The following is a 12266-nucleotide window of genomic DNA, read 5'->3' on the forward strand; positions in this document are numbered from 1 at the left end:
TAACCAAGAAGGTTTGATTCAAAGAATCTGTATGAAATTTTGAAGGTGTTATACCTTTTATATTCCTCCTTAGCTCAGTCGGTAGAGCATGCGGCTGTTAACCGCAGTGTCGTTGGTTCGAGTCCAACAGGGGGAGTTTTTTATTACGCAGATATATTTCTGCGCTATATCTTTATGGCTCCGTGGTCAAGCGGTTAAGACATCGCCCTTTCACGGCGGTAACACGGGTTCGATTCCCGTCGGAGTCACTGATTGAAGTAGCACTTATGACTAAATACGTATCGTACTAAACTCGAACGGCGCTACGCTTGTTCTCGTTAAGTGCTCATAACAGGCCGATGTGGCTCAATTGGCAGAGCAGCTGATTTGTAATCAGCAGGTTATCGGTTCGAGTCCGATCATCGGCTTTTAATTTGGACCTTTAGCTCAGTTGGTTAGAGCAACCGGCTCATAACCGGTCGGTCCTGGGTTCGAGTCCCCGAAGGTCCACTCTATAGTTAAAGGTTTTGTACTCGATTTCTTTTATTTGGCCTAATGGCTCAGTTGGTTAGAGCGCCGCCCTGTCACGGCGGAGGTCGCGGGTTCGAGTCCCGCTTGGGGCGTTATGGGGTCTTAGCTCAGCTGGGAGAGCATCTGCCTTACAAGCAGAGGGTCATAGGTTCGAGCCCTATAGGTCCCATTATATATGTCATCTGATTTGAACCATCATATGTCATATAGTAGTAGCACTTTAAGTGCTCGTAACAGCACTTGACTACTAAGTTCGAACATCACTAACGTTCGTTCTCACTAAGGGTCAAGTATGTATCGCACTAAACTCGAACGGCGCTATGCTTGTTCTCGTTAAGTGCTCGTAACAAGCCGCAGTGGCGGAACTGGCAGACGCGCAGGACTTAAAATCCTGTGGTGGTGACATCGTACCGGTTCGATTCCGGTCTGCGGCAGTTCATTTTTTTCTTGACAAACCAAGAAAAAGATGTATAATTAAATATGTTGTGTGAGCAACGTTTAAATAGTATGTGTGTGTAGCTCAGCTGGATAGAGCACTTGGCTACGGACCAAGGTGTCGGGGGTTCGAATCCTCTCACGCACGTCTTACAAAAAAGGACAAGGCAGTTTGCCTTGTCCTTTTTGTTATGGCGACGAGGAAAATACACCGCATAAATGCGTGTATTTGACGAACGCTAATCAGAGCGAGACTCGCAGAGCGTATCTCGGCTCTGTTATTTACGCCACCGGAAGGATTGAGACAGCCTATTTCTTATGAAATATCTGCATAGCCCCATAAGTGCGGGGAATCTGCTTGGCAGAGACTTTTCGTGATGGACAGGAAAAGTTCTTGCAAGTGTCGCAGGAGTTGCATAATTGATTTAATGCCGCGTGGCGCTTGGTATCTAAATGCAGGATCAGGGTGGCGGTCTTTAAGGGACTTAGCATATTGCTCTCAGTCAGGCTTATGTCACCCGGATTAAGGTTATCATAGATCTGTGGAAGCAGATCCAAAGGATAGTCATCGCCCAAAAATGACAATTTTTCCAGGTAGAGGCTGCTTTCACCTTCGATCATATGGGCAAAGTCCTCGTATGCCTTAGAGAGGAGCAGGAGGCTGATACAATCCACGATATAAGCCTCCTGTATCTGTTCATGATTGAGATAGAGTTCCGAAAATTCATCAACACCATTCCCTAAGGTCACAAAGCCATAGGCATAGTGAGAAAGGGAAATCTCGGGGAGATCCTGCTTTAAAGAATAATAGGCATAGCAATCGACCAGGGGCAGGAGCGCCTGATAAATCGCCTGGATCCGCCTTAATTCCTTTGCAGGAAAATGAAAACGGTCGCAAAAATCTTTCCAATCGCCGGTGGATAATTTGGGCAGCAGTTTACACTTCATGAGATCCATCCTCCTCCCCATTGCGTTTGATAAGATCTGCAATTTCCCCAAAACGTGCGTTTACCAGATCGTAGTTCTTGCGATGATGGGGAAAGGCACAGTTCATACAGGATTTGACTCCATTTTCTAAAAATTCATAGTTCCCGCCACAGGACTTGCCCAGAGCATAAAGCGGACAATAACAAAAAAGACAGTTAAAGTCAGCCTCCGGGATGCCCTTATGACAGGGAAAATATTCACATTTTTTATTCTGAAAAAATTTATAATATTGACTCATGAGATTATCATACCCTATTTTGCATAAAGTTCAAAGAAAAGATTATATAAGTCAGCCTGCCGGTGGTTTCTTTGCTCAAATTGTGGTATTCTAAGTAGGCATGCATATTGGAAATATCATGGTTATAGTGACCATGTAAATAGCAATAGATGGAAGACCAAACGGAAGAAAACGACAGTTACTCGCGGAGGATTGGAAGAAAAAATGAACTTACTTACTATAAAAAATCTGACGAAGGCATATACCGATAAGGTCCTGTTTGATGGGATCGATTTTAGTCTGGAAGATGGTGAAAAAGTCGGCATCATCGGGATTAACGGTACAGGCAAATCAACCCTTTTGCGCATTATTGCAGGCATCGAGGAAGGGGATACCGGGGAATATACCAAGGGTAATCATGTGGTGATCAATTATCTGCCACAGAATCCGGAATTTGCACCGGGACAGACGATCCTGGAATATGTCATTGGACAGAACCAGATGCATGGCATAGCAGGAGATACCAGCCTTTCCGGAGACTATGGCGTGGAGGGAGAAGCCAAGAGTATTTTAAACCGTCTGGGCTTTACGGACCTGAATCAGCCGATCGATCATTTATCCGGGGGACAAAAGAAAAAGGTTGCCCTGGCAGCCGTCCTTTTATCAAAAAATGAGATTCTGATCATGGATGAGCCGACCAACCATTTGGATCACAATATGACAGAATGGCTGGAGGGCTGGCTCAAGTCTTATCGGGGCAGTCTGATCATGATCACGCATGACAGGTATTTTCTGGATCTGGTCTGCAATCGTATCGTGGAACTGGATAAAGGAAAATTATATTCATACAAAACAAATTATGAAGGATTTCTTGCGCTTAAGGCAGAGCGGGAGGAGATGGCGCTGTCTACGCAGGCAAAACATCAAAATATCCTGCGCAAGGAGATCGCCTGGATGCAGCGTGGGGCAAGAGCGCGTTCGACCAAGCAGAAAGCCCATATTAAGCGTTATGAGGCTTTGCGCGATGAGGAAAAGGTAGCCGTGGATACGGAGGTGGAGATTGGCAGTCTGTCGACGCGTCTGGGCAATAAAACGATCGAGATGGATGATATTGCAATCGCCTATGAGGGAAAACCACTGATCCGGGATTTTACCTATCATTTCTTGAAGAAAGACCGTATTGGCATTCTGGGACCAAATGGCTGCGGCAAGACCACCCTCTTAAAGATGATCATGGGAGAAGTGCAGCCGGATCAAGGACGTATTGAGATCGGGGAAACGGTCAATATCGGTTATTATGCGCAGGAGGCAAAGGATATGGATCCGGGACAGCGTGTCATTGATTATATCAAGGATACCGCCGAATATATCCACACGGAAGACGGCTATATCTCTGCGTCACAGATGTTGGAAAAGTTTTTATTTGCAGGCTCTTTGCAGTACCAGATGATCGGAAAATTATCCGGTGGCGAGAAAAGACGACTTTATCTGGCAAAAATACTGATGGGAGCACCAAATGTTTTGATCTTAGATGAGCCGACCAACGATCTGGATATTTCTACCCTTTGTATTTTGGAAGATTATCTTGACACATTTCCGGGGATTTTGATCACGGTTTCCCATGACCGCTATTTCTTAGACCGCGTGGTCGATCATATGCTGGTATTTGAGTGGGCAGGAAAAATCTCCCTTTTTAACGGCTCTTATCAGGAATATTATGAGACCTATGGCGGGGAGAGTCTGACGGATCCGGGGGAAAAAGACAAGACAGGTCAGCAGACTGGGGAAGAAACGGCAAATCTGTCCGGTGCCCAGGCTTATAAAATGCAAAAGGAACAGAGCAAGAAACTGAAATTTACTTACAATGAACAGCGGGAATATGAAAGTATCGAGGATGACATTGCAGGCTTGGAAGAAGCATTGGAAAAATTAGATGAGGATATGGCTGCCAATGCGACCAACTCCGTGAAATTAGGCGAGTTGCTGGAGGAGAAAAAGAAAGTCGAGCAGACTCTGGAAGAAAAAATGGAGCGCTGGGAACATTTAGAGGATCTGGCGGCTAAGATCGCAGCACAGTAGGGACGTTCCTTTTGCCACATGGACTGTCCCGTTTGGCACAGATAAGCAAAGAGAAAGAGGTAAGTTTTGATGGAAAAGATTAAGAAGAAATACATAGGGACCGGGGCATTTTACCGGCGTTATTTATATCTGGCGCTGCCAATGATCCTACAGAATGCCATTACCAATCTGGTCAGTTTTTTGGATAATATCATGGTGGGACAATTGGGCACGGAGCAGATGTCCGGCGTTGCCATTGTCAACCAGTTGATTTTTGTCTACAATCTGGCGATCTTTGGCGCGGCATCCGCGGCGAGCATTTTTGGCGCTCAGTATTTTGGTAAGGGCGACCACAAGGGGCATATGTATTCCTTCCGTTTTAAGTTGTATGCGACTTTGCTGGTCACGGTCATTGCCATGACTTTGTTTGCAAGTCGAGGAAGCCAGTTGATCTCTTTATATCTGACAGATACGACAGGAAGCGGAGCGACAGAAGTGGCTTTAAAATATGGTCTGCAATATCTGGCGGTCATGCTGTTTGGTTTGATACCGTTTGCCGTCAACCAGTCTTATGCAACCAATATCAAGGAAACAGGACAGACCATGGTGCCGATGATCGCAAGTTTTGTGGCGGTAGGTTCCAATGCAGTCTTAGATTACCTTCTGATCTTTGGAATCGGACCATTTCCAAAATTGGGCGTTGTGGGAGCCGCACTGGCAACGGTCTTGGCGCGTTATATTGAGGCGGGGATCGTGATCCTATGGGCGCATACCCACCAGACGAAAAACCGCTATCTGGAGGGAGCCTACCGGGGATTCGGCATACCGAAGGCCGAACTTAAAGCAATCCTTGTCAAGGGACTGCCCCTTATGATCAATGAAGTCTTGTGGGCAGCAGGTATGACGACGGTCAACCAGTGCTATTCCATCCGCGGCATTGCTGTTGTGGCAGGTGTCAATATTGCGGCAACGATCACAAATCTCTTTAATATCGTCTATATCCAACTGGGAGCCTGCATCAGCATTATCGTTGGGCAGTATCTGGGAGCGGGAGATTTGGAGGAAGCCAAGGATGCCGATAACAAGATGATCGCTTTCAGTGTATTCTGCTGTGTCATTGTGGCTTTTTGCATGTTTGTACTGGGACGCTTTTTCCCGCGTATTTATAACACTACGGATGAAATCAAATCGTTGGCGGCAAATTTCATTGCGGTATCTGCCATGATCATGCCGTTTTGCTCCTTTTCGCATGCCTCTTATTTTACCCTGCGTTCCGGGGGAAAGACCTTTGTCACCTTTTTGTTTGACTCTGTCTTTACCTGGGTGGTCGTGGTACCGGTGGCATATGTGCTGGCGCATTTTACGGGGCTTGGCATCGTAAGCATTTACTTTTTCGTACAGGCGACCGAACTGATCAAGGTCATCATTGGTTACTTTATGGTGAAAAGCAATGTCTGGCTGGTGCAGATGGTATAGAAAATTCTTACTTGCGTAGTAAGGCAAGGAAACGTATACTAGGAGTAAAGATATGCCACGAAACCGAGATTTTGGGGCTGGGATTGGAGCGCAAAGGAGAAGATATGGCTGAGAGAAATGTAATTTGGAGTGACCGCAAGAGAACTTTATTTGGCTTGCCACTGAGTTTTACAAAATATACTTTGACGGAGGATCGTCTGTTTGTCCAGACCGGTTTTTTTACGACGGTAGAGGATGAGGTACGTTTGTATCGTATTCTGGATGTGAAACTGACCCGTACGCTGGGACAAAAGATCTTTGGCGTGGGAACCATTCAGGTATGTTCCGCAGACAAGAGCATGGCGGATTTTGAGATCGTCAGTGTAAAAAATGCGGCAGAGGTCAAAGAACGTCTGTCAGAATTAGTGGAGAAAAATCGTGTAGAAAAGCGTGTGATCAACCGTGAGTCTATGTTTGACAATGACGGCGATCCTGATGACGATGATGAGGATCTGCACTAAGAAGGTATAAAGCAAAAAGGGACGCTCCTTATGGCAAAAGGAGTGTCCCGAAAGAGGAACTACAGTACGCGCTGTAGTTCCATTTTTTTATTTACGAGTAAGATGTCAGCATATTTGCCCGGCGTAATGGAGCCGACTTGGTCGTAGATGCCAAGGCTTTTTGCCGGATGTATGGTGGCAGCAGCAATGGCTTCTTCCATAGGAACGCCGATCTCGATGGCATGACACATACTGTCATAGAGGTTGGTCACGGAGCCGGCGATGGTACCGTCATCCAATGTGGCAAGTTTGCCTTTGACATGGAAGATCTGACCGCCCAGTTCATAAGAACCATCCGAAAGTCCCGTGCCACGGATGGAATCACTGATGAGACAGATATGGTCAGGGAACATGCGAAAGGCATTGCGGATCATGGTGCCGTGGACATGGATGCCATCGGCAATGAGTTCGGCATAGATATCTTCAGCATCCATGGCGGCACCGATCAGTCCCGGTTCTCTGTGAAGAAGAGAAGGCATGGCGTTGAATAGATGTGTCAGATGGTCAGCCCCGGCAGTAATCGCTTTTTCTGCGGTAGCACAGTCGCAGCAAGTATGTCCGAGGGAAATCGTTACTTTCTCGTGATAGTCTCGGATAAAGTCGATATTGTCGGCGATGTTTGGGGCGACCGTTACCAGACGGATGGCACCCGATGCAGCCTTTTGACAGGCATCAAAAAATGCTGCACTTGCTGGACGCAGATAGCATGCCTGATGAGCACCTTTTTTTGCCTCATCCAAAAATGGTCCTTCCATATTGATACCGGCGATACGGGCATAACCGGATTCCACCGGATTCTGACCGGAAGCAGGTTGATCTGTTCTGACGTTTGCCAGATGGAAAAAGGATGGATCATTCAGACTGGCGTAAGCGGTTTCCAGAGTCTCCTGCGGCAGTGTCATGGAGGTTGGGCAGTAGGTCGTGATGCCGTGTGCTCTCTCATAGGCTAAAATCTTTTTGACACCACCCTTATCGCCATCCGAAAAATCACAACCGACTGCGCCGTGGCTATGGATGTCGATCAATCCGGGAAGAACAAATTGCCCTTCAGCATCGATCACATCTGCCTTATCTTCTGTGTAGGCATTCGGCGAGACAAATCTGCCGTCCTCTATATAAATATCTTTTTTTTCAAATCTTTTGTCTTGGGTAAAGACCAGTCCATTTTTAATGATCATAATGTGCATCTTCTTTCTTAAAGTCTTGTGCCAAAAGGGACACTCCTTGTGGCAAAAGGAACGTCCCTAAAGGAGGGACAGGGCTTCTTCGTCGGCAACTACGATCACATCCGGGTGGAGTTGCAGGATGGAAGCCGGAACCTGTGGCGTGATCGGTCCGTAGAGGGCATCGTAGATCGCCTGTGCCTTTGCCTTACCACTGGCAAGCAGGAGGATCTTTTTGGCTTCCATGATACCGCCGATCCCCATGGTAATGGCATGTGTCGGAACTTCATACATAGAGGCAAAGAAGCGGGCATTGGCACTTCTGGTATTTTCGGAAAGGGTTACCACATGGGTTGCCTTGATATAAGAGTCAGTCGGCTCGTTGAAACCGATATGACCATTGCCACCGATACCGAGCAGTTGCAGGTCGATGCCGCCGCAGGCAGCGATCAGATCATCATATGCCTTGCAGGCTTCCTCTGGATCCTCGGTAAGACCGTTTGGTACAAAGGTGCGGTCTTTGTTGACGTTGACATGGTTAAAGAGATTATCATTCATAAAATAGCGATAACTCTGGACATCAGCGGCACCGAGCCCCTTGTATTCATCCAGGTTGATGGTGGTGACCTGTGAAAAATCAATATCTCCCTTTTCGTACCACTCGATCAACTGCTTGTAAGTGCCTACCGGGGTAGATCCGGTTGCAAGTCCCAGCACGGAGGTCGGCTTTAAAATGACCTGTGCGGAAATGATGTTGGCAGCCTTACGGCTCAGTTCCTTAAAATCCTTTACTTTGTATAATAGCATAATATCCACTCCTTGCCTTTTGATTTCTTCTTTGTTATCATGTAAATGAAAATTATTTTCATTTCAAAGGTATAATATCACAATTATTTTCATGATACAATTATTTTTGAAAATCATTTTCAAAAAATAAAAAGGAAAGACGGCGGATGGAACAGCAGAATATCCTATTAAAAATACAGTCCATGGGAAATCAATTTACCAAGAAAGAAAGACAACTGGCAGATTATTGCTTGTCCCATCAGGACGAGATCATATATATGTCGATCACGGATCTGGCGCTTGCCTGTGGGGTGGGGGAAGCCAGTGTGACACGTTTTTGCCGCAAATTGGGCGCGCAGGGCTATCAGGATTTTAAGGTGCAGGTTTCGATCAGTCAGGCGCGGGTCGGAGCGATCTTAGAAGCCCATGCAGACGATAGGACGGGGGTAGAACATAGGCCGGAGCCGGAGGCGGCAGCCGGACAGACAGACTGGGCACAGAAGGTTTTCCTTGCTCACCAGAAGGCTCTGCATGAGACCATGCTGCTGGTGGATGAGAAAACTCTGCTTTCCATCGTGCAGATGTTTGAGCAGGCGGACAGGATCCACTTTTTTGGCGTCAGCGACAGTCTTTTGATGGCACGAGAGGCGCACAGCAGGTTCGCCCGTGTCATGCCAAAGGTTGTCTGTGTGGAGGATCCCCACTTGCAGGCGATCGCGGCAACCATGATGACAGAGCGCGACGTCATGTTTATTTTTTCTTATTCCGGTGCCAGCAAGGATGCGGTACAGGTGGCGAGATTAGCCCATGAGGCGGGAGCAAAAGTGGCAGCAGTTACGCATTACACCAAGTCGCCGCTGACGGCTTATGCGGATGCCATCCTTTTGACCGGTATGCGTGAGGCACCTTTAGAGCGAGGCTCTATGGCGGCAAAAACGGCGCAACTATATCTGATCGACCTTTTATATCAGAGGTTTTATGAGAGAAACCGCGAAGAATGTCAAAAGAACAGTGAGCGGGCGATTGAGACAGTCGTGCGCGAGACCTACTAAGATAAGCAGGAGGATAAAAGTTTCGGCTTTGAGAGAAAATTTCTTGGATTTGAAACTTTTTTTGCTTCTGTGGCGTCTAATATATAGTTTCGAAACAAAAACAGATGATGGAGGTGAAAACATGCAGTCCTTTTTTCGCACAAAGAAAACAGAAGATGACAAACAGGAAATTGTCGAGGAAGCACTGCTTGCAAACTATGATTCTTACTATCGGCTGGCTTACGCTTATGTAAAAAATCCCGAAGATGCGGGAGATATTGTGCAGGAGGGAGCCTATCAGGCGATCAAAAAGTGCAGGACCTTAGAAAAGCCGGAATACGTTAAGACCTGGCTTTATCGCCTGATGCTCAATGAGGTATTTAGTTTTTGCCGGAAAAAGCAAAAGACGGTGAGTACGGAGGAAGTCGTGACGGAGCCATGGACGGAGGATCGTTATCAGGACATGGATCTCTGGAAGGCGCTGGATGCCTTGGAGGACAAGGATAGAACCGTGATCCTGCTGCGCTATTTTGAGGAGTATAAGATCAGTGAGATAGCAGACATTATGGATGAAAAAGTGAGTACGATCAAGAGCCGTCTGTATCGGGGCATCAAGAAGATGCGTATACAGATGGAGAATGACTGGATATGGGAGGAATAAGCATGGGACAAAAAGATTTGAAAGCATATAAAGAAGATTATGAATCCGTTCATATGAGCGAAGATCAGGTGGAGCAGATGAAAAAAAGGATGCAGCAGGCAAAACAGGAAACGCAAGGGAAAAAGATCATAGAGATGGGAAAAAGAGGAAACCGCATCTTAAAAATAGGGGCGACGGCAGCGGCAGTAGCCCTGGTATTTGTGGCTTTGCCAAATACATCGGCAAGCGTGGCGCAGGCAATGGAGCAGGTGCCGGTCTTGGGAAATCTGGTGAGCGCCGTTACTTTCCGCGATTATCAGTATGATGATGGCAAGAACATGGCGGATGTCGATGAGCCAAAACTCGTGGCAGGGGATACGGACAATGCCAATGTGGCGCAGTCTGTAACAGAAGTCAATGCGGAGATCGCAGCGATCAGCGAACGCTATATCACAGAGTTTGAGAACAATATGAGAAATCAGGGCTATCAGGATATTACGATCAAACATGAAGTGATCAGCACGACCGATGATTACTTTACCTTGAAACTTATGTGTTATCAGGCGTCAGGCAGCGGCTCGGAAGAAGATTATTACTATACGATCGATCTTGCGACCGGACAGCGTCTTGCTTTAGCAGACCTTTTCAAGGATGGTGCAGACTATGTGACACCGATCAGCAAGAATATCAAAAAGCAGATGCGGGCACAGATGAAAGCGGATGAGAATGTGATGTATTGGATCGACGACCCGGAAGTGGCAGAGTCGAACTTTGATGCGATCGCTGCTGACCAATCCTTTTATCTAAATGACAAGGGCAACATTGTGATCTGCTTTAACGAAGGCGATGTCGGACCGATGTCTATGGGCTGTCCTAGTTTTGAAATCCCACACAAAGTGGTTTCTGATATTTTGAAGTAGTGGCACACAGGACGAAGAATGGCAGATAGGAGATCAGATATCTGGCATTTGTCTCAAAAAGTGTGACCATGGCAAAGATGCCGAGAAGTGCCAGATGGATCAGACATTCCTCTGATGTGGAAGGACGCTTCAACAAGAGAAAAGCATGATAGAAACAAAGCAGTAAGGTGCAGATCCAGACGATCTGCGCCAACTGCACATAATAAGTGAAATATTTTCCACCGGTGCCGATGACATAGTCGGCATCGGTATTTTTCATATAGTAGAAATTTTCTAACAACCGGGAAATCCCGTCCGATCTTTGTGGGATATATTCATCAAAATCTGCGCCCTCTTTGCCCCAGCCAAAGGTTCCGTTGGAAAAATTACAGACAGTCTTTCGCAGGACATGATAGAGATAACCGGAGAAGCCCATATCCTGCAAACGTTTCTTGAGCAGGGTCAGATTGGCATCTTTTTTTGCATCGTAATCGTAGATGGATGTCGAGAGTTCATCGTCGGTTTGGCTGTAATTGCCGATGGTCTTTTCGTTCAGTCCCATCATGGCATAGTGAGCAAAAGATTTTTCTACACTCTTATCCGGTGCTATAGCCAGATAGGATGTCATGCCTTTGGAGGCAAGCGCGGAAAGGGCAAAAAGAGCGGCAAAGGTGCAAAGCATCACGATTGCTTTTTTCAGACCATGCTGAAATTGCCCGCGTACAAGGTCCAAGGCAAAAAGGATAGCCAGTGCGATCAGGATGATGAGATTGGTCGGCTTGAGCAGGCGTCCAAAGATCGCAGGCAGGCAGATCAGAGAGGTTTTTATCCAAAGTGGCATAGTATCTTTTCGCTTCATTTGCAGGTAGAGGTAAAAGGTCAGGATCGGCAAAGGCAGGGATAAAATATCGCTGTAAGGGACAAAGATCCAAGGGAACAGCCCAAAGAGCAGCAAACCCAGAAGAAAAGTACCACTGACGACCGCGCGGGAGTCTGTCAGAAGCAGGACGCAGCGGCAGGTCAGATAGAGGGCGATATTGCTGCAGAGGATGCCAAAGAGGATCAAAAGATAATAGCCGTCTACAGAGAAAAACTTTCCTATTTGCAGGGAAAGCACCGTAATAAAATAAATGCAGGTATTGTTGGGATTGGTGGCAAAGTAAGTCGGAGCATAAGGGTAGACTTGTCCCTGCACAAAATACTGGGCGCTGATACGCACGATCCCGACATCAAAGCCTACATAAAACCAGATATGATAGGCGATAAAGACCTGTAAAAGGAGGGCGAGCAGACAGGCAAGGCGCAGATGCCCTAAGTTGGCGCTTGCGCAGCTTTTTACCATAAAACGCCGCCACAGATACAGGAGCAGGAGACAGGGCAAGAGGTAGCAGGCGATCGGGGCGATCTCCTTTAGATAAGGAAGTTCCACAGTTCTCTGGAAAAAAATGAGGGCAGTAAAGATAAATGCCATCATAATAAAAAAGACCATATCGAAAAACTTATATTTTTGCATAATATTCTCCAA

11 protein-coding genes and 8 tRNA genes are annotated in these 12266 nt (G+C 46.7%); 14 read left to right on the top strand and 5 right to left on the bottom strand.

Features of this window, described 5'->3' with window-relative positions:
* Positions 1-63: 63 nt before the first annotated feature.
* The 8 genes from DW183_RS03840 (at position 64) to DW183_RS03875 (ending at position 1093) form a co-directional block, all read left to right on the top strand.
* Positions 64-136, top strand: a tRNA-Asn gene (locus tag DW183_RS03840).
* 40 nt (positions 137-176) lie between these two features.
* Positions 177-248 (top strand) — tRNA-Glu (locus DW183_RS03845).
* A gap of 86 nt (positions 249-334) precedes the next feature.
* Positions 335-407: transfer RNA gene (locus DW183_RS03850), tRNA-Thr, on the top strand.
* An 8-nt stretch (positions 408-415) separates the two neighbouring features.
* A tRNA-Ile gene (locus tag DW183_RS03855) sits at positions 416-489 on the top strand.
* A 39-nt stretch (positions 490-528) separates the two neighbouring features.
* Positions 529-602 (top strand) — tRNA-Asp (locus DW183_RS03860).
* 4 nt (positions 603-606) lie between these two features.
* Positions 607-679: transfer RNA gene (locus DW183_RS03865), tRNA-Val, on the top strand.
* Positions 680-860: 181 nt separating this feature from the next.
* A tRNA-Leu gene (locus DW183_RS03870) sits at positions 861-944 on the top strand.
* Positions 945-1019: 75 nt separating this feature from the next.
* Positions 1020-1093 (top strand) — tRNA-Arg (locus tag DW183_RS03875).
* A 161-nt stretch (positions 1094-1254) separates the two neighbouring features.
* Here the strand turns inward: DW183_RS03875 and DW183_RS03880 are convergent.
* Positions 1255-1893, bottom strand: a complete 639-nt coding sequence (locus tag DW183_RS03880) for a hypothetical protein (protein ID WP_118280714.1) — start codon at positions 1891-1893, stop codon at positions 1255-1257.
* Entirely contained in the window at positions 1883-2170 is a 288-nt protein-coding gene (locus DW183_RS03885; RefSeq protein ID WP_118280715.1) for a cysteine-rich small domain-containing protein, read from the bottom strand. Before DW183_RS03885 ends, DW183_RS03880 begins: the two co-directional genes overlap by 11 nt.
* 204 nt (positions 2171-2374) lie before the next feature.
* On the opposite strand from DW183_RS03885, the gene DW183_RS03890 reads away from it, so the two are divergent.
* The 3 genes from DW183_RS03890 to DW183_RS03900 all read left to right on the top strand — a co-directional run bounded on the left by DW183_RS03890 (position 2375) and on the right by DW183_RS03900 (position 6183).
* Positions 2375-4228 carry an ABC-F family ATP-binding cassette domain-containing protein gene (locus tag DW183_RS03890; protein ID WP_118280716.1) on the top strand — a complete coding sequence of 618 codons (1854 nt, stop codon included), beginning with the start codon at positions 2375-2377 and terminating at the stop codon, positions 4226-4228.
* 69 nt (positions 4229-4297) lie between these two features.
* Complete coding sequence (locus tag DW183_RS03895; protein ID WP_118280717.1) at positions 4298-5683, top strand: MATE family efflux transporter; 1386 nt, start codon at positions 4298-4300, stop codon at positions 5681-5683.
* Between the two features lie 104 nt (positions 5684-5787).
* Positions 5788-6183, top strand: a complete 396-nt coding sequence (locus DW183_RS03900) for a PH domain-containing protein (RefSeq protein ID WP_118280718.1) — start codon at positions 5788-5790, stop codon at positions 6181-6183.
* Between the two features lie 59 nt (positions 6184-6242).
* Here the strand turns inward: DW183_RS03900 and nagA are convergent, their stop codons facing one another.
* Positions 6243-7400, bottom strand: coding sequence for an N-acetylglucosamine-6-phosphate deacetylase (nagA, locus tag DW183_RS03905; RefSeq protein ID WP_118280719.1), 1158 nt, complete (start codon positions 7398-7400; stop codon positions 6243-6245).
* Between the two features lie 66 nt (positions 7401-7466).
* A complete protein-coding gene (gene nagB, locus DW183_RS03910; RefSeq protein WP_118280720.1) occupies positions 7467-8192 on the bottom strand; it encodes a glucosamine-6-phosphate deaminase in 726 nt (241 codons plus the stop codon).
* Positions 8193-8338: 146 nt separating this feature from the next.
* Here nagB and DW183_RS03915 point away from each other — a divergent pair, with 146 nt between their 5' ends.
* From DW183_RS03915 to DW183_RS03925, 3 genes are all read left to right on the top strand, one after another.
* Positions 8339-9223 (top strand): MurR/RpiR family transcriptional regulator, encoded by an 885-nt coding sequence (locus tag DW183_RS03915; protein WP_118280721.1) that lies wholly within the window; start codon positions 8339-8341, stop codon positions 9221-9223.
* 121 nt (positions 9224-9344) lie between these two features.
* Positions 9345-9863 (top strand): RNA polymerase sigma factor, encoded by a 519-nt coding sequence (locus DW183_RS03920; protein ID WP_118281348.1) that lies wholly within the window; start codon positions 9345-9347, stop codon positions 9861-9863.
* Between the two features lie 2 nt (positions 9864-9865).
* Positions 9866-10762 carry an RsiV family protein gene (locus DW183_RS03925; RefSeq protein WP_118280722.1) on the top strand — a complete coding sequence of 299 codons (897 nt, stop codon included), beginning with the start codon at positions 9866-9868 and terminating at the stop codon, positions 10760-10762.
* Here DW183_RS03925 and DW183_RS03930 read toward each other — a convergent pair.
* Positions 10716-12254, bottom strand: coding sequence for a hypothetical protein (locus tag DW183_RS03930; RefSeq protein WP_118280723.1), 1539 nt, complete (start codon positions 12252-12254; stop codon positions 10716-10718). The two genes, DW183_RS03925 and DW183_RS03930, sit on opposite strands and share 47 nt — an antisense overlap.
* Positions 12255-12266: the final 12 nt, after the last annotated feature.

Origin of the sequence: Roseburia sp. AM16-25, from assembly GCF_003473825.1 — a bacterium.
GTDB classification, from domain to species: Bacteria; Bacillota; Clostridia; order Lachnospirales; family Lachnospiraceae; genus Pararoseburia; species Pararoseburia lenta.

Coding starts and splice junctions, on each gene's coding strand:
- DW183_RS03880 (WP_118280714.1), bottom strand. CDS start 1,893: ATGAAGTGTAAACTGCTGCCCAAATTATCCACCGGCGATTGGAAAGAT.
- DW183_RS03885 (WP_118280715.1), bottom strand. CDS start 2,170: ATGAGTCAATATTATAAATTTTTTCAGAATAAAAAATGTGAATATTTT.
- DW183_RS03890 (WP_118280716.1), top strand. CDS start 2,375: ATGAACTTACTTACTATAAAAAATCTGACGAAGGCATATACCGATAAG.
- DW183_RS03895 (WP_118280717.1), top strand. CDS start 4,298: ATGGAAAAGATTAAGAAGAAATACATAGGGACCGGGGCATTTTACCGG.
- DW183_RS03900 (WP_118280718.1), top strand. CDS start 5,788: ATGGCTGAGAGAAATGTAATTTGGAGTGACCGCAAGAGAACTTTATTT.
- nagA (WP_118280719.1), bottom strand. CDS start 7,400: ATGATCATTAAAAATGGACTGGTCTTTACCCAAGACAAAAGATTTGAA.
- nagB (WP_118280720.1), bottom strand. CDS start 8,192: ATGCTATTATACAAAGTAAAGGATTTTAAGGAACTGAGCCGTAAGGCT.
- DW183_RS03915 (WP_118280721.1), top strand. CDS start 8,339: ATGGAACAGCAGAATATCCTATTAAAAATACAGTCCATGGGAAATCAA.
- DW183_RS03920 (WP_118281348.1), top strand. CDS start 9,345: ATGCAGTCCTTTTTTCGCACAAAGAAAACAGAAGATGACAAACAGGAA.
- DW183_RS03925 (WP_118280722.1), top strand. CDS start 9,866: ATGGGACAAAAAGATTTGAAAGCATATAAAGAAGATTATGAATCCGTT.
- DW183_RS03930 (WP_118280723.1), bottom strand. CDS start 12,254: ATGCAAAAATATAAGTTTTTCGATATGGTCTTTTTTATTATGATGGCA.